Source organism: Bacillus sp. G1(2015b), from assembly GCF_001482475.1.
GTDB classification, from domain to species: domain Bacteria; phylum Bacillota; class Bacilli; order Bacillales; family Bacillaceae; genus Bacillus; species Bacillus safensis.
Map to the genome: position 1 here is coordinate 69,166 of NZ_LKIC01000012.1, position 21,322 is coordinate 90,487.

The window sequence follows — 21,322 nt, forward strand, 5'->3', positions numbered from 1 at the left end:
ATGGAAATGTTCAAGGATTTTCTGCTCCATGTATCTTTTATTCTATTTCCAATCTTTTTATATCATGCGCTATGGCTAAGCCGGACCCCTGCTCATTTCCCAAAAACGAATAAACTGCTCATCACAGTATTCGCATCCATCTCTTCAGCACTATGTATTATGTATCCAGTTGGTTCGATTTTAGATTTGCAGACTGGGCTTCAATCCATTCCCCTTGTACTTGCTATTTTATACGGAGGATACATGGCGGGGAGCGTTGCCATCTTGATAAGCATCATTGTCAAATTCGTGATGTATGGCTCTTTCTTATGGATTGGACTCATTGTTGTCCCAATTTACTTTTTCATCCCGTTCCTGTTCTACCGAAAATGGCATCAATATTCGAAGCCAAATAAGCTTTTTTACGGAGTGCTTATCGGTTTATCCAAAGGATTCTTTATTTACATTGGACTGCTTGCGGTCAGCTTACTGGAATACAGCCCAGCTTTTATTATGCAGCAAAAGCTCCTTGAGTTATTTTTCTCAACTCTTTACTACATATTCTTTCTTGTGCTCAGTATCTATTCCATTGAATTCGTTAAAGAAAATGCGGAAATGAGAACACAGCTTGTCCAGTCAGAAAAACTGACCATTGTAAGTGAACTTGCTGCAAGTGTCGCCCATGAAGTACGCAATCCGCTGACAGTTGTGAGAGGATTTATTCAATTGCTCTTTTCGAGTGATCATACAAAAGAGCCGCCTGCCAATAAAGATTATAAAAATCTTGTTCTATCCGAATTAGACCGGGCGCAGGACATTATCACGAGTTATCTTGACATCGCAAAACAAAACTATTATCAAATTGAATCACTCAATCTATCTAAATTACTTGAGGAATGTGCATCACTGATGACATCCTATGCGAATTTTAAATCGGTCACGATTCATCAATCCATTGAACCTGACTTATACATTCAAGGTGACGTAACGAAGATCAAGCAAGTCATGATTAATTTAATCAAAAATGCGATAGAAGCAGCTCCCGAACATGAAGGAAAGGTTGAACTTTTTGCTTCGAAAGAAAATCATAAAATCTGCCTTTATTTCGTTGATAATGGTGTAGGTATGACAGAAAGCCAAATGAAAAAGCTTGGCGAACCGTATTACACCTTGAAAAACAAAGGGACAGGGCTTGGGCTGACAGTGACTTTTTCAATTATTGAAAATCACCATGGAACCATACGTTTCAAAAGCTCGCTGCAGTCTGGAACAACCGTCACCGTAAAATTTCCTGAAGATACAAGAAGAAAATGATTAATCCATTTTTTTTGTTCTTTTTTCATCTATCCGCTCCTGCTTCTTAGACGCACGCACGATGAGACGAAAACAAATAAACGCAGCAATAAAGAACATCACCGTGGTGATCGCCGCCGGGATGTACTCCCTTTTATCTTCAGGAAAATATAGTAGAAAAAGTACGATGAATGACATCTCGCCATTCCCCCTTTTGCTCGTTTACTTCACTATATTGGCTAAAAGAAATGAAATACCTTCCTATGAGAAGGAAATGGAGGAATTTCACATGACAGACATTCAAATTGGACAAGTTGTGAAAGGTTTTTATAAAACAGGTGTATACGTTGGGGAAGTGACAGCAGTGAAACCATCGACCTATCTCGTTCAAGTAAAAGCCATTCTGACACATCCCACTCAAGGCGACCTGCATCATCCGAAAGAAGCAGACGTGCCTTTTTTCCAGGAGAGGCGGGCTTTGGCCTATAGAGAACAGACCAATATCCCTCATCATATGGTGAAACCTTTTGATGGCGATATACCTGATTATGAAGAGTCACTGAAAGAAGCTGTAGATAAATTGAAACAAGCACTCCATGCGGATGATTCCAAATGGGCTGAAAAATCAAGAGCGTGCCTATCTTCTCTTGAGAAAGATTATTTTCCAGAAGACGTCCGTTAATCAGCCGAATCAAAAAAATGCGAGAAATCGATCAGCTCACCAATTTTGGTTGTTTGCGGATTTTCCACATAGGCTCTGTCTTTTTCAAAAAGGGTTAACAGCTGATAAGTCGTCATGGCATCATCGAGTGCTTTATGATGCTTACCAGCTCCTTCACTGCCGTATTCCTTTGCCGCTTTTCGAAGCCCTGTCAGTGTGCGGTCACCAAAAAAGGTTTTATATTCAAAGGCAAGATCCCTCAGCTTCCCCTTAAAAGGAAAGCTAATATGATTAAGCATACAATTTTGCTTCAATACCTTCATGTCCATGTTGCCCCACGTAATAATCTCACAATTCTCTCCCCCATCAAGTGACACGAGCTTCTCGATAAACACCTCAAATGAAATCCCGCTCTCTACATCCTCCTGCGTAATTCCGAGGAATGATTTACAGCGCTTCGTCAGCTTTGGGAACTTTTTCGGTTTGACGTAGCTGGAGAATGTGTCTATGATCGTTTCATCTGTTGCTTTCACTACCCCAGCTTCAATAATTTCAGGAAAAAAGTTTTGTGGATGATATTTTCCATCAGGCATCGTAAATTCAAAATCGACCACAAGCACCGTCTTCTGTTCCACCAGTCTCACCTCACTTTTTCGTCAGTTTTCATTCTCATACCATTATATTAAGGTGGACCTTGAAATCACTTCATTTTCGTGAAAATAATGCAGATTCACTACGCCCAACCTATTCATCTGATGAAAGATCGTTTATTTTCCTTTATAATTATTAAGGAACACGAAATAAATAAAGAAGGTGGTCTCTATCACAAACAGGAAGAAAAACTTGTACATCATGTGGTTTGTGAACTTTTTTGTATCTGCGAGCATTACAATGATCGTCCCTTTTTTATCACTTTACATAGAATCTCTTGATAGCAGCTATTCAAATGAATTTGTTCAAAGATGGAGCGGCTATGTCTTTGGGGTCACGTTTTTAACGGCCTTCCTGATCTCTCCAATTTGGGGGCGGATTGGCGACCGGCATGGCTATAAAAAGATATTATTAATTAACGGTATTGGCATCGCCACAAGCATTCTATTAATGGGGCTTGTGCACACCGTGTATCAGCTATTCGCATTAAGGCTCTTCATGGGGCTTGTCACAGGCTTTATCTCGACTTCAATGGCACTGATTTCTGCACAGACCGAAAAAGCAACTGCCGGTAAAACCCTTGGAACGATGCAGATGAGTAATGTCGCCGGAGGATTGTTTGGCCCATTAATGGGTGGATTCATGGCAGACAGCGTCGGATTTATTTATACGTTTTTCCTCACAGCGGCTGTCATTTATGTGTCAGCTATTGTGATTATCTTCGGAGTGAAGGAACAGCCGATCCGGTCAAAAGAAGCAAAGCGTGTTTCTTACTCACGGAAGGATGTACTCTTTCACATTTTCAAACAGCCTTTACTTATAGTCACGATGCTTTTAACGTTTATTACACAAGTAGGGAACTTTAGCATTCAGCCGCTTTTGGCTTTATACATTCATGATTTACATGGTCCTGTCAATCTCGCTTTTTATGCGGGGCTTGCATTTTCTGCAACTGGACTTGGCAATTTGCTGTTTACGCGAAAATGGGGAGATCTCGGAGATCGAATTGGTCATGATAAGGTGCTGCTTGCCCTTCTCATCCTCTCCTCTATTTTATTCATCCCGCAAGCGATGGCGGATTCGTACGTGATGTTAGTCATTTTCCGTTTCCTATACGGGATGGCACTTGGCGGCATTATTCCGTGTACGACGGCGTATATTCGGATCAAAGCACCTGCTTCTATGCAAGGGGAAGTGCTCGGATACAATGTCAGCTTCCGCTTTCTTGGGAATGTCGTCGGTCCGGTAATCGGCGGCATTGTGGCGAGTCATTACGGGATTCCAGCTGTCTTTTATGTCACTGCCGGCATTTTTCTGTTTGGCGCGTTATTTTTATGGGCGGTCCGCTCGCATGCGAAGACAAAGGAAAGGAGTGTCTGATCATCTTCAGACACTCTTTTTTTCTTGCGGAAAAGCCTTATTCACTAGACTTCACGCCCATTCTTTTCTAAAAATAACCTTCTCGTATCCGCAAAAGAATGGTACGATATGGCTAGAAAATTGAAGAAAGTGAGTGACCTCATGTTTCGTGCAATCATTGGTTGGTTATTACTTGCTGCCCTCATCCCATTATTTGCTCTGACTTTTTATCTATCAAAGGAAGAAGCTGCAAGTGTAAAGCCTGTTAACGAAGTGCTTGATCAAAAAATCAAGCTGGAAAAGATAGATTTTTCCCAAAACAGTTATATGTATGACCGGGATGGTTCTCTTATCTCCGAGATCGTCTCAAACGATGAGAACCGAGTGTTTGTGAAATACGATAAAATTCCTGAACCTGTGAAGGAGCTGTTCCTTCGTTCTGAGGACCGCAACTTTTATGACCATAAAGGCATTGACTTTATGGGGGTAGTTCGTGCCCTTGCTGCAAACGTCAAAAATCATGGCATCAGCCAAGGAGCGAGTACGATCACACAGCAGCTGTCCCGCAACTTATATTTAAGCCATGAACGTTCGTTCAGCCGAAAGTTTACAGAGCTGCTCTATTCCTATGAACTTGAGCGGAAATTCTCGAAAGATGAAATTCTCGAAAGCTATTTAAATACGATTTATTTCAGTAATGGTGTTTACGGTGTCGGTTCTGCGGCTAATTACTATTTTGATAAGCCGCTTAGTTCTTTAACACTCGCACAAATGGCATTTATCTCTGCTATTCCAAACAACCCAACACTGTATGACCCATTAAAACAGTTCAAGCACACAAAGAAACGCCAAGAACGGCTGCTTGGTATTTTGAAGAAAGATGGCGTCATCACCAAAAAGCAATACAAAAAAGCCGTTAAAGAAAAAATCAGCCTATCCTTAAGTGAAAAGAAAAACCTTTATCCTGACTATGTGACATATGCCAATGAAGAGTTTACCGATCTTGTGTCTGATCAGGAGGGCTTTACAAAACGATTGAAGAAGGCCAAAACGGCTGAAGCAAAAAAGGCGATTCAAAAAGAATTATCTGAAAAGGTCAGTGCTCTGCTCCAGGATGGCGTGAAGATTTATACGGCGCTTGACCCTTCCTTACAGAAAAGAGCTGTCTATCAGCTCAATGCTCAATTGCCTTACCAAGGGGTCGAAGGTGGATCAGCCGTCATTAATCATGAAACGCATCAAATTGTTGCACTTGCTGGCGGGAAAAACTATAAGAAATTTGATTTCAACTACGCTTATCAAGCGCAAAGACAGCCTGGTTCTGCGATTAAGCCGCTTTTAGACTATGCGCCTTATATTGATCAAACCGGCGCAACAGCTTCAAGCACCATCAGTGCCGGCAAGTTTTGCAGCAGCGGATACTGCCCGCAGAACTATAATCATAAAACGTATGGAACAGTCACACTTGAAACAGCCTTTAAAAATTCTTACAATACGCCTGCGATCCGAATGCTGGATACAGTAGGTGTCAAAAAAGGCTTCAGCTATTTAGAGAAGTTCTCATTCGAGCATATCGTAGCAGATGATTACCGCCTTCCTTCTGCACTTGGCGGATTTACGAAAGGCTTCTCACCGCTAGAAATAACAGATGCGTACACCGTTTTTGGCAACCAAGGAGCCTACACACAAAGTCATTCGATCACAAAAGTGACAGACTTAAACGGCAAGACCCTTTACAAGTGGAAAGAGTCGCCAAAGCAAGTATATTCTCAGCGGACAAATGAAACGATGCGTAAGCTTCTTTCCTCCGTTGTGAAAAGTGGAACAGGGAAAAAAGCGAATTTCAATGCCCCTTACATCGGTGGTAAAACAGGAACATCCAATGACTACAAAGATATTTGGTTTGTGGGACTGACAGATCAGTACACAATGGGTGTCTGGGTCGGAAGAGATAGAGGGACGGTTGAATCGATTTATCATTCAAGCCCGCACTTACGTATTTGGAAAAATACGATGCAATACGCCAGATAAACAGGAGGTTTGATTGCGATGCATTCAACACATCCACCCCATTTAATTTTATTTGACGGTGTCTGCAACGTGTGCAGCGGAGCTGTTCAATTTGTGATTATGCGCGATCCGAAAGAACGGATGATGTTCGCTTCATTACAATCAGATACAGGACAGCGTATTTTAAAGGAAAACGGTTTGCCTTTAGAAGAGTTCAATTCATTCATTTATATTGAAAAAGGAACACTTTATACGAAGTCAACAGGCATCTTAAAAGCGGCGCGGCATTTAAAAGGGATCTACAGATGGAGCTTTTTACTCCTTGCCATACCTCGCCCAATCCGTGATTGGTTTTATGAGCTGATTGCAAAAAATCGCTACAAATGGTTTGGTCAAAAAACATCTTGTATGATGCCTACACCCGATATTCAAAAGCGGTTTCTTTCATAAAAAAAGCATCCTCCAATGATAGGAGGATGCTTTCTTTGTCTGCTTACGAAGGCAGACTTGCCATCACACTGTTATAAAGCTTAATAAATAAGTACAAAATACCGATCAAAAATGTCGCCCAAAACAGCAGAATAAACATCATAAATCCAATCAAATTCAGCATATTAAGCGATTGATAAATGCGAACCACAACCCAGATAAAATAGACAAGACTTGCTAATGCAAAAAGTCCGACTAGCAGAATGAGCTGCTGCGTCAACAGAAATGCAAGCAAGCTGGCAAATAAATAAACAACGGATGCAATCCGAATTTTCTTTAAGTTCTCTCCTTCAGGGTCCTTAGCGAAAAAAAGTAACGCCAGCTCTAATACCGTATCTGCAATTAGTTTTAAGGCAGATAAGATCATAAAATAAACAAGTGCAAAAGCGGCAAAGAGAGCAAGACGGATGCCCTGTTCTGAGAAAAATTCCAGCATTCCTTTTAAAATACCTGCTTGAGTCAAGAAATCAGTTGTGATACCTACTGTAAAAATCGAAAAAGCAGAGCTGAATAGTAAGATTGAAATCAGCGGAAAATATCCAGTCAAATATGTATTTTTCATAAATAGTTCCTTTCTCATAAGCTCACATTTATTATGGCTCACTTAAAACGGATTGACAAGATGCTTTCAAAGTAAACTGACAGCAAAATCAAATTTATGATTTTGCACGTACATTCCTTCACAAACTTACATTTTCCCGTTAAAGTATTACTGTTACGAAAAAAATCGCGCGTTAGGGGTATACTCGTGAAAAAAACTTTAAGACTGCAAACACGGCTGACGATCTTTGTGTGTATCGTTGTCCTGATCTCCCTTTGTATCACATTCTTTACGATATGGTCGGAAACAGCCAAGAACATTCATCAGCAGGAGCGTGACATTGCTCTCTCTACTGCCAAAATGGTCGCAGAGGCACCGATCACAGCACAATCATTAGAAGATCATTCATATTCATCATTACGAAAATATACAACAAATGTTCAGCAAATCACCAAAACCGAATTCGTTGTCGTCATGGATATGAAAGGTATCCGCAAAACACACCCGAATCCGCAGAAGATTGGGAAACGGTTTGCCGGCGGTGATGAAAAAGCAGCATTACAGGGAAAAGAACATATTAGTACGGCTTCTGGAACACTCGGCAGATCCATGCGTGCTTTTGTTCCTGTTTATGATCAAAATGGTAAGCAGCTCGGGGCTGTAGCCGTAGGAATTACGTTAAAGGAAATTGACTTGATTATTCATCAAAGCTTACTTCCACTCTACTTCGTCACATCACTCAGCCTTCTATCTGGCATCATCGGGGCACTCATTGTGGCAAGAAAAGTGAAGAAGATTATGTTTGGACTTGAGCCGGATGAGATTGCCACATTGCTAAAAGAACGAAGTGCCATGCTAGAATCAACAAAAGAAGGGATTCTTGCCGTCGATCAGCGCGGTAAAATCAAGCTGGCCAATGCAGAGGCAAAACGACTCTTTCATAATATGGGCATTATGGTTGACCCTAGAGAACAAGATGTTCAAACTCTCCTCCCTTCAAGCGGCTTAAAACAGGTCATTGAAACACGCAAGCCGCTGCTTGATCGTGACGTGAGAATGAATGGACTGGAGCTCGTTTTTAATGAAGTACCAATTACAGTAAATGATGAGATTGTCGGGGCCATCGCCACCTTCCGTGACAAAACAGAAGTCAAACACCTGGCTGAGCAGCTTAGCGGAGTAAAAATGTATGCGAATGCCCTCCGTGCCCAGTCACATGAATTTATGAACAAGCTTCATGTCATTTTAGGTTTGGTCCAGCTCAAAAACTACGATGACCTTGGCACCTACATCAAAGATATTGCCATTTATCAGCAAACGGAAACAAATGAAATCATCAACCATGTGAAAAACTCTGTTTTAGCAGGATTTTTACTAGGAAAACAAAGCTATATCAGGGAACAAGGCGCTTCCTTGGAGGTTATTTGCAGCACACAAGTGCCAAATACGGAGGACCCGGCAGTGACGCATGACCTCATTACCGTGATTGGCAACCTGTTAAATAATGCACTCGATGCGGTTTCACATACTGAGACGAAAAACATCTCGATCTCCTTCAGATACGTTCAAGAGCAGCTACACATTGAAATCACGGACACAGGTGTTGGTCTCACAAAAGAAGAACAAGACATCATGTTTGATCAAGGCTTTTCAACTAAAGGAGAAGACCGAGGTTTCGGACTCTACTTCGTTGACCAAAGCATCAAGAAATTGAATGGACATATGATTGTCACGAGTGAAAAAGGAGAAGGAACGACCTTTAGTCTCCGCATTCCGTATAAACAAAAGGAGGATTCACATGATTAATGTGTTAATAGTAGAAGATGATCCAATGGTTGGGGAGCTGAACAAACGCTACCTGACCCAAATCGATGGCTTTGAGTTAAAGGGAATTGCCACCTCTTTTCAGCAGGCGCTTGAAGTGTTAAAAACAGAAGTCATTCACCTCGTACTGCTCGATATTTATATGCCAGGTCAAAATGGGCTGGCTTTACTAACAGAAATTCGCCAGCAAAATCATGCCGTTGATGTCATTGTCATTTCGGCTGCAAATGAAGTGGATGTTGTTCAGCAAACGATGCGAAACGGAGCGGTAGATTATTTAATCAAACCTTTTGAGTTCGAACGATTCCAATCAGCACTGGCAGAGTATAAACGGAAACACGCCCTGTATCAATCCATGAACAGCATTTCGCAAAATGATTTAGATGCGAAGCTTTTTCATAAAAAAGCAGAAGCGGAAAAAGTCCTCCTGCCAAAAGGCCTGACCAAAAGCACACTCAAACTCATATGGACAAGCATTCAATCATTTGGTCAGCAGGCTTTCACGACCGAAGACCTAGCCAATCATACAGAAATCTCTCAAGTCTCCATTAGAAAATATTTGAAATTCCTTGAGGACATCGAAGTGGTGGATGTTGAAATGGCTTATGGGACAATTGGACGTCCTGTTTTCCAATATAAACTGAACACGAGCAATATGAATTTGATTCAGCAATATCTTTAAACTGTTACATCTGACCTTCACGAAAGGCCAGATGTTTTTTTATGGCATACGATGTAACAAACCCCTTGATATCAGTGGTTCTACTGTAATAGAGCACATCACAAAAGCGGCATTATATCATATTTCAGCAGATAAAAAGACATCAAATAAAGCCATTTAACATTTTTTTAAAAATAAAACAAATTTCTATTTATTTATTCGATGGGAAATGATAAATTATGATTGATTAGTTCAACGAGATATAAGTCTGATGTCTTACATCTTCTCTCCTGCCCTCCATAAGTTTCATGAGAAAGCAGGATAAAATACCCTCTTTAGGGTGAGAAGAAGATAGATCGGTCTTTTTTCGCGAGACTTTTCTGAAACTTTTAAATTTTATAGGGGGTTATGTTTTGAAGAAGCGCAAAATTGGACTAGCATTTTCCTTAGTCGTAGCAGCAGGAACCATCCTTGGAGCATGCGGCAACTCTGGCTCAAACAGCGGTGAAAGCAAAAAAGATAAAGATCAATTCACTGTTGCAATGGTAACTGATGTCGGTGGTGTCGATGACAAATCGTTTAACCAATCAGCTTGGGAAGGTTTACAAGCATTTGGGAAAGACAACAATCTAAAAAAAGGTAAAAACGGCTTTGATTACTTACAATCTAAATCAGATGCTGACTATACAACAAACTTAAACACACTTGCTCGTGAGAAATTCGATCTGATTTACGGAATTGGTTTCTTAATGGAAGATGCTATTTCTGAAATTGCGGATCAACGTAAGAAAAACCACTTTGCTATCGTTGATGCAGTCGTGAAGAAAGACAACGTAGCCAGCATCGTGTTTAACGAAAACGAAGGATCATTCCTTGTGGGTGTTGCGGCTGCTCTTACAACAAAATCAAACAAAATTGGTTTTGTCGGCGGCGTTGATTCTGAATTAGTCAGAAAATTCGAAGTCGGTTTCCGCGCTGGTGTTGAAGCAGCGAACCCAAAAGCAAAAGTTGAAGTGAAATATGCTGGTGCATTCGATAAGGCTGACATCGGTAAAGCAACAGCTGAAAGCATGTACAAATCTGGCGTAGACATCATCTATCATGCTGCTGGCGGCACTGGAACGGGTGTCTTCACAGAAGCGAAAAACCTGAAAAAAGCAGATCCTAACCGTAAAGTTTGGGTCATCGGTGTAGATAAAGACCAGTATGACGAAGGAAAAGTACCTGGAACAAAACAAAGTGTCACTCTTACTTCTATGGTTAAGAAAGTAGACACAGCGGTACAAGACTTAACAACAAAAGCAAAAGATGGTAAGTTCCCTGGCGGCGAAGTGATCACATACGGTCTGAAAGAAGGCGCTCTTGACATCTCTCCATCTAAGGAAAACCTTGATAAAGATGTATTAAAGAAAGTGGAAGAATGGAAACAAAAAATCATCAAGGGCGAAATCAAAATCCCTGCAACACGTGATGAATTAAAAGATTTTAAAGCTTAATTTGAGCATCGGGATAAGCGCGCCTTATCCCCTTGCCTCTCCTTTACCTCCTCTTTATTCGTAAAAGGTGGTAAAAGAAAAGCTGCAGCCTCGTTTTGCAGCTTTTCTTTTGCTAGTTTTTATCTTCATCAGCACCCTAAAAAAGGAGCGGTTAAACCTGTGGATTATGTCATTGAAATGTTGAATATACGCAAGGAATTCCCTGGCATTGTAGCAAACGACAACATTACGCTGCAGCTAAAAAAGGGCGAAATTCATGCGCTGCTTGGTGAAAACGGCGCTGGAAAATCAACGCTCATGAACGTGCTTTTCGGACTGTACCAGCCTGAAAAAGGTGAAATCAAGGTACACGGAAAACCCGTGACCATCTCTAGTCCAAATGATGCTAGTGATTTAGGCATCGGAATGGTGCATCAGCACTTTATGCTTGTCGATACCTTTACTGTCGCTGAAAACATCATTTTAGGTAAAGAGCCAAAGAAGTTTGGAAAGATTGACAAAGAGCAAGCCATACAGCAAGTACAAGAGCTTTCTGACCGCTATGGTTTGAAAATAGATCCTGCCGCAAAAGTATCTGACATCTCTGTCGGTATGCAGCAACGTGCAGAAATCTTAAAAACACTTTACCGCGGCGCTGACATTTTGATCTTCGACGAACCAACGGCCGTTTTAACACCTCAAGAAATCAAAGAACTCATACAAATCATGAAAAACTTAATTAATGAAGGCAAATCCATTATTTTAATCACCCATAAGCTGAAAGAAATTATGGATGCCTGTCATCGCGTGACCATTATCCGAAAAGGTCAAGGTATTCGTACACTTGATGTGGAAAGCACAAATAAAGACGAACTTGCAAGCCTCATGGTTGGTCGTGAAGTGTCATTTAAAACAGACAAAAAAGCTGCTTCTCCTGCTGAGGAAGTTCTTCAAATTCAAGACCTCACAGTAAAAGACGCCAGAGGAATTGAAGCGGTCAAACAGTTAAACCTCTCAGTAAAGGCTGGCGAAATTGTTGGAATTGCTGGGGTAGACGGCAATGGCCAGTCTGAGTTAATTGAAGCCATTACTGGTCTAAAAAAATCAGAATCTGGCACGATCATGCTAAACGGGAAAGCCATTCAAAATCTCCCGCCTCGTAAAGTGACCGAATCTGGGATTGGACATATTCCTCAGGACCGTCATAAACATGGACTTGTACTCGATTTTTCAATTGGAGAAAACATTTCCTTACAAACGTATTATCAGCGTCCTTATTCAAAATTCGGCTTATTGAATATGAAGAATATTTATCAAAAGGCAAAACGAATCATTGCGGAGTATGACGTCAGAACACCGAGTGAATATACAGAAGCGCGCGCCCTGTCAGGCGGTAACCAGCAAAAAGCCATTATCGGCCGTGAAGTGGACCGCAATCCTGATTTATTAATTGCCGCTCAGCCGACACGAGGACTTGATGTTGGTGCGATTGAATTTGTTCATAAACGTCTCATTGAGCAAAGAGACTCTGGCAAAGCCGTTTTGCTCATCTCCTTTGAGCTTGATGAAATTATCAATGTTAGTGATAAGATCGCTGTCATTTTCGAAGGCAGCATTGTGGCCATTGTTGATCCAAAAGAAACAACAGAGCAAGAGCTTGGCCTATTAATGGCTGGAAGTACGCAACAGGAAGTGGGGAAAGAAGCAAATGTCTAATCGCTTAACAAATCTGCTGATTCCGCTTATAGCCATTGTACTTGGTCTTTTGGTTGGGGCCATTATTATGCTGGCAAGCGGTTATAGTGTCATCGAAGGCTATGGCGCCCTTTGGAATGGCGTTTTCGGTGAAACCTATTATATGGGAGAAACCATCAGGCAAGTGACACCTTATATTTTATCAGGTCTTGCTGTTGCCTTTGCATTTCGGACAGGCCTGTTTAATATCGGTGTCGAAGGTCAAATGCTTGTTGGCTGGGTAGCTGCTGTATGGATTGGAACAACTGTCCATGCACCTATGTATATTCATCTGCCGCTTGCACTCATCACCGCAGCTGCTGCAGGTGCTTTATGGGGCTTTATTCCCGGATTTTTAAAAGCTCGTTTTTATGTGCATGAGGTCATTGTCACCATCATGATGAACTACATTGCCCTTCATGTCACAAACTATTTAATCTCAAATGTCTTAACAGATAATAAAGATAAAACAGATAAAATCGATGCCACTGCCTCTCTTCGCTCTGGATTTTTTGAGCAGATCACTGATTTCTCCCGGATGCATAACGGTATTTTTGTTGCCATTATTGCGGCGGTCGTGATGTGGGTCATTATTCAAAAAACTTCTAAAGGGTTTGAATTACGGGCTGTTGGAATGAATCAGCAGGCATCACAGTATGCTGGCATGAACGTTCGCCGCAATATCATTTATGCGATGCTCATTTCAGGTGCTTTTGCAGGTCTTGCAGGCGCTATGGAAGGTCTTGGTACATTTGAATATGCCTCTATTAAAGGCTCGTTTACAGGCGTAGGTTTTGATGGAATTGCCGTCGCTTTATTAGGTGGAAATACGGCTGTTGGTGTTGTCCTTGCTGCATTATTGCTTGGTGGATTGAAGGTCGGTGCATTAAATATGCCGCTTGAATCAGGCGTACCGACTGAGGTTGTTGATATTGTCATTGCGATCATCATTCTTTTCGTCGCCTCAAGCTATATTATTCGTCTTGTGATTCAACAAATGAAAAAAAAGGGGGGAAAATAAGTGGGATTTCTGCAAATACTTGAAATCATCGTCCCAGCTACACTTGTTTATGCTGCACCACTTATTTTAACCGCTCTTGGAGGCGTCTTTTCAGAAAGATCAGGTGTTGTCAATATCGGTCTTGAAGGTTTGATGGTCGTCGGAGCATTTTCCAGTATTATCTTTAACTTATTTTTTGCTGATACGTTTGGAGCCTTGACCCCGTGGCTTGGGCTTCTCGTTGGAATGGCCGTTGGCGGATTGTTCTCACTGATTCATGCAGTGGCGACCATTACCTTCCGAGCTGATCAAACGGTCAGTGGTGTGGCCATTAACATGCTGGCACTTGGCGCTACATTGTTTGTCGTAAAACTGATTTACGGAAAAGCACAAACTGATAAAATTACAGAACCTTTCTATAAAGGAGATATTCCCCTTTTAAGTGACATTCCGATCATTGGTGATATTTTCTTTAAAGATGTTTATTATACGTCCATACTTGCTTTAGCCCTTGCGGTGGTTGCATGGTTTGTTTTATTTAAAATGCCATTTGGTCTTCGTCTTCGTGCAGTTGGAGAGCATCCAATGGCAGCTGATACAATGGGAATCAAAGTGTACCGGATGCGTTATATCGCTGTCTTCATTAGTGGACTGTTTGGCGGTCTGGGCGGGGCTGTTTATGCCTCAACGATCGCGCTTGATTTCTCCCATGCTACCATTACTGGACAAGGCTTTATCGCACTAGCTGCGCTTGTATTCGGTAAATGGCATCCATTTGGCGCAATGGGAGCTGCTTTATTCTTTGGATTTGCTCAAAGCTTAAGCATCATTGGTTCTCTCCTGCCGCTGTTCCAAGATATACCGAATGTTTATATGCTCATAGCACCATATGTGCTCACCATTTTAGCACTTACTGGCTTCATCGGACGTGCCGATGCACCGAAAGCACTTGGTACACCTTATTTAAAAGGAAAACGATAAATACGATGTATGATCAATCCCCTGAAGGACAAACTATCTTCAGGGGATTTTTGTATGATAAAAAACTCAAAAACTCCTGTTTATTTTACTTTTATTACACTTATTTTAGTTTAATAAATAGATGAGTGTCACAGAATCTTCTACAATTGAGACAAATAGCATTTGGGGGTGTTTATGTGGCTAATGCACAACAATTGAAATCGATTACAGACGATTCTGACAATAATAAAAGCGTTTTCCGTAAGATCATGTCTTGGAAAATTGGTGTTATTGATCTACCTGTGTATTTAGTACTTGCAGCGATTATTTTAACTGCCGCTTATTTTAATAAAATTCCAGCAAATATGCTTGGTGGTTTCGCTGTTATTATGATTTTGGGGATTTTCCTTGGAGATGTAGGACAACGTATTCCAATCTTAAAAGATATTGGTGGACCGGCGATTCTTTCTTTATTCGTACCATCGTTCCTGGTCTTTTTTAATGTTCTGAATCCGAACTCATTGGAAGCGGTTACGTCTCTTATGAAAACGTCGAACTTCCTTTACTTCTATATTTCTGCTCTTGTAGTAGGTAGTATTCTTGGGATGCAGCGGACTGTTTTAGTACAAGGCCTTATTCGTATGTTTGTCCCTCTAGTTGCAGGTACAATTGCAGCTGTGAGTGCTGGTATCCTTGTTGGCCTTTTAGTTGGTTACACACCGCATCATTCATTCTTCTTTATTATTGTACCGATTATTGCCGGTGGTGTTGGAGAAGGAATTTTGCCATTATCTATCGCTTATTCACAAATTCTTGGTGTATCAGCAGAGTCATTAATTTCTCAATTAATCCCTGCGGCTGTCATTGGGAACGTCATTGCCATTATCTGTGCTGGCGCAATGAAGAAGCTTGGTGAGAAACGTCCTGAACTGAATGGGAATGGCCGTCTTGTGAAATCTAAAGAAGCAAACGAAATTTTCGAACAGCCAGATATGGATGCAAAAGTTGATTTCGGGTTAATGGGTGCTGGTGTACTCGTTGCTTGTACAACCTTCATCTTTGGTGGTTTGTTAGAAAGCTTTGTTCATATTCCAGGTCCAATCTTAATGATTGTTCTTGCTGCTTTAATCAAATACTTAAACGTGATGCCTCAGCATCTTCAAAATGGCTCACAGCAGTTCTACAAGTTTGTATCAAGAAGTTTTACATGGCCGCTAATGGTTGGTCTTGGTATTCTATACATTCCACTTGATGATGTAGCAACTGTCATCTCAATTCCATTCGTATGCGTATGTATCGCTGTTGTACTCGCAATGGTTGGTTCTGGTTACTTCGTTGGAAAACTAATGAACATGTATCCAGTAGAATCTGCTATTGTCACTGGCTGTCACAGCGGACTTGGCGGTACTGGTGATGTTGCCATTCTTTCAGCTTCTGGAAGAATGGGTCTTATGCCTTTCGCACAAGTATCTACACGACTTGGCGGAGCAGCAACTGTTATCTGTGCAACGATCTTACTCAGAATGTTTAGTTAAACTACCACACATAAAAAGCATGAGCTCTCACATGGGCTCATGCTTTTTTATATTTCTTTTCTCCTATAGGATCTCTTATTCATCAGCTAATACAATTCGTAAATATTCCCTGGGCTGAAAAGGATACAGCTTCGTTTCTTGATAGCTCATGTGAAGAAGATGCTCAGAAAATAGCGGCCATTCACTTCCGGCCTGCCACCTTTTTTGATCATTTCGGTCAATCAAGAATGCTCCTCCTAAAATCGTGCAGAATAGGCTTAAGCTGATGGCGATCTTTCGTTTCATTTGATCAGCTCCTTTAAGAAAAGCATGTACGAAAAACAAAACAATATACAATGAGTGTCATTTTTGATAAAATTATTTTTGTGGTCAAAAGAACCTAAAACAAATACAGTTTGCTTGAAATCGTTTCAAACCAATGCACTATGGCTGTATTTACGCTATAATTTTAATTACCAGTTCTTTAGAACGTGAATTTATATTGATCAAAGGAGGTTCATTTTCTTGCAGCTTATTCACTTCGCCATCCTATCACCTTTTTTACTCGCTTTTGTTGTACCTTTCCTTTACAAATATGTGAAGCGTATACATACAGGATGGTTTGTTCTCATCTTGCCGATTCTTTTATTTACCTATTTCATCCAAATGTTACATATCACTTCGAATGGACGAACGCTTTTCTCACAGGCTGAATGGATTCCATCTTTAGGGATGAATTTCACTGTGTATGTCGATGGTCTCAGCCTGTTATTTGCTTTATTAATTACAGGTATCGGCGCACTTGTGGTACTGTACAGTATTTTCTACTTATCAAAGGAAAAAGAACAGCTTGGCTCTTTCTACACGTATTTGCTCATGTTTATGACCGCGATGCTGGGTGTCGTTCTTTCTGACAACATGGTGGTTCTATACTTGTTTTGGGAGTTAACGAGTATCTCTTCCTTCCTCTTAATTGGGTATTGGTATAAGCGTGAGCGCTCTAGGTATGGAGCAACGAAATCACTGCTTATTACTGTTTTTGGCGGATTAGCTATGCTTGGTGGCTTCATCCTCATTTACCTGATTACTGATTCATTCAGTATTCGTGAAGCAGTCAATCAGCTTCAGCTCATTATGGCATCACCTTACTTTATCCCTGCCATGATCCTAATCTTACTAGGTGCCTTTACGAAATCAGCGCAGTTCCCATTCTATATCTGGCTGCCTGATGCAATGGAAGCACCGACCCCTGTGAGCAGTTATCTGCATTCTGCTACGATGGTGAAAGCCGGTATTTATCTTGTTGCCCGCTTCAGTCCAATCTTTGCTATATCAGAGGTATGGTTCTGGACCATTTCCATCGTTGGACTTGTCACATTATTCTGGGGATCATTCCACGCCGTCCGGCAAAACGATTTGAAAGCCATTCTGGCCTATTCGACAGTGAGTCAGCTCGGCATGATTATGCTCATGCTTGGCGTCGGCGCAGCTGCGATTCATGAAAACAATCCTGCCTTTTTTGGCGCAGCCGTTCTTGCAGCTATTTTTCACCTCATTAACCATGCTACGTTTAAAGGAAGTCTCTTTATGGCAGCTGGTATTATCGATCATGAAACAGGGACTCGTGACATTCGAAAATTAGGCGGATTAATGACGATCATGCCGATTACCTTCACAATTACGTTAATCGGTACATTTTCAATGGCCGGATTACCGCCATTTAACGGTTTCTTAAGTAAAGAGCTATTTTTCACAAGTATGATACGAATTTCTGACATCAGTTTTACGGACGTTTCAACATGGGGTGCTATCATCCCAGCACTTGCTTGGCTCGCTAGTGTCTTTACGTTCATTTATAGTATGATGCTCCTCTTTAAAACTTTTAGAGGCCGTCTGAATATAGACCAATTGGAGAAAAAACCGCATGAAGCACCGATCGGCATGCTCATTCCGCCAATCATTCTCGCTGCACTTGTGGTCACCTTCTTCTTTTTCCCTAATATTCTTGCCTATTCTGTCATCGAACCCGCAATTGCGGCGATCATTCCTGAAGCGATTGAAACAGGAAGCCGTTTTTCTGTGAAGATTGAAGCATGGCATGGCTTCCAGCCAGAGCTCTATATGACAATAGGTGTTGTTGTACTCGGCACAATCGGCTACTTGACGCTTTCAAAATGGCGTCCAATGTACAACATCTTTAAGGAAAAATGGTCATTTAACGCTTTATACGACCGCTCTCTTATCGGTTTGGAAAAAGGGTCATACCGCCTGACCAACAGTTATATGACTGGTTTTCTTCGTGACTATCTTGTCTATGTGTTTGGGTTCATGATTATCGTCATTGGCGGCGTCATGTTTTATCAGCAGGCCTTTTCATTTCAAACAGATCAGGCTGCCTCAATTGGCACGTATGAGGTGATTCTTTCACTTGTGATGGTGGCGGCGACGATTGCAACAGTCTTCGCAAGCTCACGATTAACAGCTATTATTGCTCTAGGTGTCATGGGCTACACGCTGTCATTATTCTTCGTGATTTTCAGAGCACCTGACCTTGCGCTGACGCAGCTGATTATTGAAACGATTTCTGTCGCACTGTTTTTGCTTTGCTTCTATCATTTGCCGAAGCTGAGCTTAAAGCAAAAAACGAGAAGATTCAAAATGACCAATTTCATCATTTCATTAGGTGTTGGGGTTGTTGTCACTTGTCTAGCTTTCGCTTCCACAAGTCAGCAGTCACTTGACACTATCTCAACTTACTTTATTGAAAACAGCTACAAACTTGCTGGCGGTGACAATATTGTCAATGTCATTCTTGTCGATTTCAGGGGCTTTGATACCCTTTTTGAAATCACTGTGCTCGCCATTGCGGCACTTGGTATTTATGGGTTATTAAAAACACAAGCAAAACGGAAGAGAGGTGTGCGGCGATGAGAAAGATTGATACGAATGATATGCTTTTGCAAGTCACAACAAAAATCACAGCATTCATCATCTTGCTCTTCTCCCTTCACCTATTTCTTGCGGGGCATAACAATCCTGGCGGCGGATTCATCGGCGGCCTGATGAGTTCTGCGGCTGTCGTTCTTCTGCTTTTAGCCTATGATCTGAAAACAGTAAGACGCATTTTACCCTTTGACTTTATTTATGTAGCTGGAGCCGGTTTGCTCGTTGCGATCCTGACAGGTATGGGATCCTTTCTATTCGGTGCACCTTTTCTATCACATGCATTTGATTATTTCCAATTACCGTTTTTAGGAAAAACAGAACTGGCAACAGCCGTCCTGTTTGATATCGGTGTGTACTTGGTCGTTGTTGGTGTCACCATGACCATTATTCAAATGATTGGAGAGAAGGAATAATGGAATTTCTAATGTCTATTATCGTCGGAATTATTTTTATGGCGGCGACCTATTTGATGCTGTCAAAAAGCCTTCTGCGGGTCATCGTCGGTACTGCTGTTTTGAGTCACGGCGTCCACTTGCTTCTTTTAACAATGGGCGGCTTAAAAAAGGGAGCACCTCCCGTTCTAAAAGAGGGGCTCACATCCTATGTAGATCCATTGCCGCAGGCATTAATTTTAACAGCCATTGTCATTGCTTTTGGTGTGACATCCTTATTACTTGTCATGGCCTTCCGAGCCTTCCAAGAGCTGCGAACAGATGACATGGATCAAATGAGAGGAAATGATCAGCATGAATAATCTCGTGATCCTGCCTATATTAATTCCATTACTAGCTGCTACACTATTGATTTTTATAAATAAAAACATCATGCTGTCAAGAGTTTTTAGTGTCTTGGCATCTCTTTCAGCCATTATATGTAATGCATATTTGGTTCAAACGATTTTCACAAATGGGATACAAACCCTTTATTTAGGCGGCTGGAAAGCCCCATTTGGAATTGCCCTTGTCGCCGATCAATTTGCTGCACTCCTTGTGCTGACTGCTTCCGTTGTCGGGCTTGTGACAGTCCTCTTCTCCTTTCAAACGATTGGGAAAGAAAGAGAGCGGCTCTTCTATTATTCTGGTGTGCAGTTTTTGTTAGCTGGCGTGAGCGGAGCCTTTTTAACGGGAGATATATTCAACCTGTTTGTCTTCTTTGAATTACTGCTGATGGCATCTTATATGCTCATTGTATTAGGCGGATCAAAGCCTCAGCTTCGTGAATCACTCAAATATATTGTGTTTAATATCATCTCGTCGGCATTATTTATTGTCGGAGTTGCCTGTTTATATGCAGTGACGGGTACGCTCAATATGGCTGATTTAAGTGTGAAAATAGCTGAATCAGGGCAAACAGGGTTAATCACTGTTATTTCCATCCTGTTCCTCATTGTATTCGGCTTAAAAGCTGGGATCTTCCCGCTTTATTTCTGGCTGCCAGGATCGTATCATGCACCGCCAGCAGCGATTTCAGCTCTTTTTGGGGCTTTGCTCACAAAGGTTGGCTTATATGCGATTGCCAGAGTCTTTACATTAATTTTTATACACGATACAGGCTTCACCCATACACTCATGGCGTGGCTTGCCGCACTGACGGTGATATTCGGTGTGATAGGTTCGATCGCCTATTCTGATGTGCAGAAGATTGTGATTTATAATATTGTCACAGCTGTTGGTGTCATTTTGTTTGGATTTGCAGCCAACACACCTGCATCACTCCAAGGAGCTATTTATTATCTCATTCACGACATGGTGATCAAAGGGGCTTTATTTATGCTGGCAGGTGCCCTCTTTGTGTACGCTGGTACAAACCAACTGAAAAAAATGGGCGGACTGATTCAATCTCAGCCTCTATTAGGATGGATGTTTTTCATTTCGGCTTTATCGCTGGCAGGAATTCCGCCGCTGAGTGGCTTTGTTGGAAAACTAAAAATTGTGGAAGGTGGATTTTCTGCTGGATACATGACGTTTTCTATCTTGGTCTTACTGTCCAGCCTCCTTGTCCTCTACTCTATTATGAAGATTTTCATGTCCGCATTTTGGGGCGAGGAACAGGATAAACGCAGAAGAAAGCCGTCAATTAAAGGAATGGTGTATCCTGGCGTACTGCTTGTCGTCTTATCGCTTGCTATTGGGTTAGGGACAGAGTTCATTGCCCCTTATATCAATCAAGCAGCGGAAATGCTCTCTACACCAGAAAAATATATTCAAGCTGTGCTGAAGGAGTAG

At 41.5% G+C, this 21,322-nt stretch carries 20 protein-coding genes; 16 read left to right on the plus strand and 4 right to left on the minus strand.

The window, feature by feature from the left end; genetic code table 11:
• Positions 1–1,293, plus strand: coding sequence for a sensor histidine kinase (locus AMR95_RS08360; protein WP_047203298.1), 1,293 nt, complete (start codon positions 1–3; stop codon positions 1,291–1,293).
• On the opposite strand, the gene AMR95_RS19230 is transcribed toward AMR95_RS08360, so the two are convergent.
• The gene (locus tag AMR95_RS19230) at positions 1,294–1,470 is read right to left on the minus strand and encodes a hypothetical protein (protein WP_180272437.1); all 177 of its coding nucleotides are present in this window, start codon (positions 1,468–1,470) and stop codon (positions 1,294–1,296) included.
• Between the two features lie 91 nt (positions 1,471–1,561).
• Here AMR95_RS19230 and AMR95_RS08365 point away from each other — a divergent pair, with 91 nt between their 5' ends.
• Positions 1,562–1,954, plus strand: a complete 393-nt coding sequence (locus AMR95_RS08365; protein ID WP_058838072.1) for a kinase-associated lipoprotein B — start codon at positions 1,562–1,564, stop codon at positions 1,952–1,954.
• Here AMR95_RS08365 and kapD read toward each other — a convergent pair.
• Positions 1,951–2,568 (minus strand): 3'-5' exonuclease KapD, encoded by a 618-nt coding sequence (gene kapD / locus AMR95_RS08370; protein ID WP_058838073.1) that lies wholly within the window; start codon positions 2,566–2,568, stop codon positions 1,951–1,953. The genes AMR95_RS08365 and kapD overlap by 4 nt on opposite strands.
• A 217-nt stretch (positions 2,569–2,785) precedes the next feature.
• Between kapD and AMR95_RS08375 the strand changes: the two genes are divergently transcribed.
• From AMR95_RS08375 to AMR95_RS08385, 3 genes are all read left to right on the plus strand, one after another.
• Positions 2,786–3,964, plus strand: coding sequence for an MFS transporter (locus AMR95_RS08375; RefSeq protein ID WP_221885112.1), 1,179 nt, complete (start codon positions 2,786–2,788; stop codon positions 3,962–3,964).
• A 108-nt stretch (positions 3,965–4,072) separates the two neighbouring features.
• The gene (locus AMR95_RS08380) at positions 4,073–5,974 is read left to right on the plus strand and encodes a transglycosylase domain-containing protein (protein ID WP_058838075.1); all 1,902 of its coding nucleotides are present in this window, start codon (positions 4,073–4,075) and stop codon (positions 5,972–5,974) included.
• Between the two features lie 18 nt (positions 5,975–5,992).
• A complete protein-coding gene (locus AMR95_RS08385) occupies positions 5,993–6,403 on the plus strand; it encodes a thiol-disulfide oxidoreductase DCC family protein (RefSeq protein ID WP_058838076.1) in 411 nt (136 codons plus the stop codon).
• A 43-nt stretch (positions 6,404–6,446) separates the two neighbouring features.
• Here the strand turns inward: AMR95_RS08385 and AMR95_RS08390 are convergent, their stop codons facing one another.
• Positions 6,447–7,004 (minus strand): YufK family protein, encoded by a 558-nt coding sequence (locus tag AMR95_RS08390; protein ID WP_039181089.1) that lies wholly within the window; start codon positions 7,002–7,004, stop codon positions 6,447–6,449.
• 186 nt (positions 7,005–7,190) lie between these two features.
• On the opposite strand from AMR95_RS08390, the gene malK reads away from it, so the two are divergent.
• From malK to AMR95_RS08425, 7 genes are all read left to right on the plus strand, one after another.
• Entirely contained in the window at positions 7,191–8,789 is a 1,599-nt protein-coding gene (gene malK / locus AMR95_RS08395) for a malate sensor histidine kinase MalK (RefSeq protein ID WP_058838077.1), read from the plus strand.
• The gene (locus AMR95_RS08400; RefSeq protein WP_024423307.1) at positions 8,782–9,489 is read left to right on the plus strand and encodes a response regulator; all 708 of its coding nucleotides are present in this window, start codon (positions 8,782–8,784) and stop codon (positions 9,487–9,489) included. The genes malK and AMR95_RS08400 overlap by 8 nt, the downstream gene beginning before the upstream one ends.
• A gap of 392 nt (positions 9,490–9,881) precedes the next feature.
• Positions 9,882–10,964: a BMP family lipoprotein gene (locus AMR95_RS08405; RefSeq protein WP_058838078.1), complete on the plus strand. Its 1,083-nt coding sequence runs from the start codon at positions 9,882–9,884 to the stop codon at positions 10,962–10,964.
• 159 nt (positions 10,965–11,123) lie between these two features.
• Entirely contained in the window at positions 11,124–12,659 is a 1,536-nt protein-coding gene (locus AMR95_RS08410) for an ABC transporter ATP-binding protein (protein ID WP_039181099.1), read from the plus strand.
• Positions 12,652–13,698, plus strand: coding sequence for an ABC transporter permease (locus AMR95_RS08415; protein WP_039181102.1), 1,047 nt, complete (start codon positions 12,652–12,654; stop codon positions 13,696–13,698). The genes AMR95_RS08410 and AMR95_RS08415 overlap by 8 nt, the downstream gene beginning before the upstream one ends.
• Positions 13,699–14,658 (plus strand): ABC transporter permease, encoded by a 960-nt coding sequence (locus AMR95_RS08420; RefSeq protein WP_024423311.1) that lies wholly within the window; start codon positions 13,699–13,701, stop codon positions 14,656–14,658.
• Between the two features lie 176 nt (positions 14,659–14,834).
• A complete protein-coding gene (locus AMR95_RS08425; protein WP_047203307.1) occupies positions 14,835–16,172 on the plus strand; it encodes a 2-hydroxycarboxylate transporter family protein in 1,338 nt (445 codons plus the stop codon).
• 75 nt (positions 16,173–16,247) lie between these two features.
• On the opposite strand, the gene AMR95_RS08430 is transcribed toward AMR95_RS08425, so the two are convergent.
• Complete coding sequence (locus AMR95_RS08430; protein WP_024423313.1) at positions 16,248–16,457, minus strand: hypothetical protein; 210 nt, start codon at positions 16,455–16,457, stop codon at positions 16,248–16,250.
• A 219-nt stretch (positions 16,458–16,676) separates the two neighbouring features.
• Between AMR95_RS08430 and AMR95_RS08435 the strand changes: the two genes are divergently transcribed.
• Genes AMR95_RS08435 through AMR95_RS08450 form a run of 4 tightly spaced genes read left to right on the plus strand, consistent with a single transcriptional unit; the run spans position 16,677 to position 21,322 of the window.
• Positions 16,677–19,082: a Na+/H+ antiporter subunit A gene (locus tag AMR95_RS08435; RefSeq protein ID WP_039181108.1), complete on the plus strand. Its 2,406-nt coding sequence runs from the start codon at positions 16,677–16,679 to the stop codon at positions 19,080–19,082.
• Positions 19,079–19,510 (plus strand): Na(+)/H(+) antiporter subunit B, encoded by a 432-nt coding sequence (locus tag AMR95_RS08440; protein WP_039181111.1) that lies wholly within the window; start codon positions 19,079–19,081, stop codon positions 19,508–19,510. The genes AMR95_RS08435 and AMR95_RS08440 overlap by 4 nt, the downstream gene beginning before the upstream one ends.
• The gene (locus AMR95_RS08445; RefSeq protein WP_024423316.1) at positions 19,510–19,851 is read left to right on the plus strand and encodes a Na(+)/H(+) antiporter subunit C; all 342 of its coding nucleotides are present in this window, start codon (positions 19,510–19,512) and stop codon (positions 19,849–19,851) included. Before AMR95_RS08440 ends, AMR95_RS08445 begins: the two co-directional genes overlap by 1 nt.
• Positions 19,844–21,322 carry a Na+/H+ antiporter subunit D gene (locus tag AMR95_RS08450; protein WP_058838079.1) on the plus strand — a complete coding sequence of 493 codons (1,479 nt, stop codon included), beginning with the start codon at positions 19,844–19,846 and terminating at the stop codon, positions 21,320–21,322. The genes AMR95_RS08445 and AMR95_RS08450 overlap by 8 nt, the downstream gene beginning before the upstream one ends.